Source organism: Roseisolibacter sp. H3M3-2, from assembly GCF_029211165.1.
Lineage (GTDB): Bacteria > Gemmatimonadota > Gemmatimonadetes > Gemmatimonadales > Gemmatimonadaceae > Roseisolibacter.
On record NZ_JARGEK010000620.1, the window covers coordinates 1 to 1565 of the forward strand.

At 79.7% G+C, this 1565-nt stretch carries 1 protein-coding gene and 1 pseudogene; both read right to left on the reverse strand.

The annotated features are described in order from the left end of the window. On the reverse strand, positions 1-1254 hold a 1254-nt coding region (locus PYV61_RS25170; RefSeq protein WP_275836632.1), incomplete at its 3' end, for a M15 family metallopeptidase. Beyond that, a pseudogene (locus PYV61_RS25175) lies at positions 1254-1565 on the reverse strand (hypothetical protein); the annotation flags it as partial. The gene PYV61_RS25170 and the pseudogene PYV61_RS25175, both read right to left, overlap by 1 nt.

A 1565-nucleotide genomic window follows, 5' to 3' on the forward strand; every position in this document is an offset into this window, starting at 1 on the left:
TTGTCTTCCTAAGACCGCTTGGCCTCCGACTTCCTCGACGACCTGCGCCACCTCGGCGACCGCCGCCACGTCGCCGACCGGCGCGAGCGGCTGCCGCGCGGACGGCGCGGCGTGCCTCGCCACCGCGGCGGTCGCGACCGCCGACGCCTGCGTCGGGAGCGTCGGCGCGTGCGGCGCGTGCGGCGCGTGCGGCGCGTGCGGGGCGTGCGGGGCGTGCGCCTCCGCGGCGTCGGCCGCCTGCTCGCCGAGCAGCTGCTTCGGGAGCTCGAGGTGCCCGGCGTCGCGCGGCCCGAGCGTCTTCAGCCCCTCCTCGCGCGCCACGCGCTGCAGCGTGCGGAAGGCCTCGGCGTCGTCCCACCCGCCGTCGATCTGTACGTCCACCGCGCGGCCGGCCGTGTGCTGCGACGCGCGCGTCCAGGTGACCACCGGGCCGGGCGCCGTGCGCCCCTGCGCGTAGAGCGCGTCCTGCCGCGCCTGCGTCCGCGTCGTCTCGACCACCGTGACGTCGTGCCCGTGCTCCTCGCGCATCCGGTCGATCACGCGCCCCAGCCGCTCCTGCAGCTCGGGGGCGAGCGGCGCGCAGTCGCGCGTCGGCGCGGCGGCGGGGGCGGCGGGGGCGGCGGCCGGCGCGGCGACGGTCGGCTCCGCCGCCGGCGTCTCCGCGACCGGCGTCTCGGCCGCGGGCGCGTCGGTGCGCAGCAGCGCCGAGCGCTCGTTCGCGTGCGCCCGCGCGTTGTCGTTGGCGACCGGGACGTGCGCTGCCTTCTCGCCCGTCGCACTCTTCGCGTTCGCCGTCTCCGTGTTCGCCGTCTCCGACGTCGCCGTATCCGAGCTCGCGGTCTCGGTCCTCGCCGCCTGGCGCGCGTCGCGGCGCGCGTGCGCCTCGGCGCCGGCGGCCGACAGCTCGTGCGCCAGCCCGCGCGTCTGCGCGTCGGTGCGCAGCCCGTAGTGCAGCGTGTCCACGCCGGTGCCGTCGTCGCCGTCGCCCTGCGGCACCGGCGTCGCCGTCGGCTCCGGCGCCGCGCCGTCGGCGGTCAGCGTCTCGGCGCCCTCGGGCGTCTCGGCGGCGGGGGGGGGGGGGGGCGCGGCGGGCGTCGCGCCCGGGACGACGAACGCGGCCAGCATCGCGTCGAACGCCGCGCCCGCGGGGCCCTCGGTCGCGCGGTCGGCGGCGCGCTCGGGGCCGCGCGGCTCGGCGTGCGCGGCGGCCTCCAGGTCGGCGAGGCCGGCCGGCGCGGCGGTGATCTTCTGCATCAGCGTCCCTTGGTCTGGGGGCGGAGCGACGCCTTCCCGATGGAGGCGGCGCGCGGCGCGGGGAGACTGCCGAGGATCGCCGCCGCCTGGCGGTCGGCGATCAGGGAGAGGATCTGCTGCACGTCGCGGTCGTCCATCTGCTCGAGGATCCGCGCCGCGTCCTTCGCGGGCATGGCGGTGAAGACCTTGGCGAGCCGGCGCTCCGCCGACTGCGCGGCCTCGGCCTGCTCCGCCACCGCGCGCACCACCGCGTGCGCCGCCTCCTGCGCCGCCGCGGCGGGGCGGGGGGGCGCGGCGTGCGCGCCGCTGTC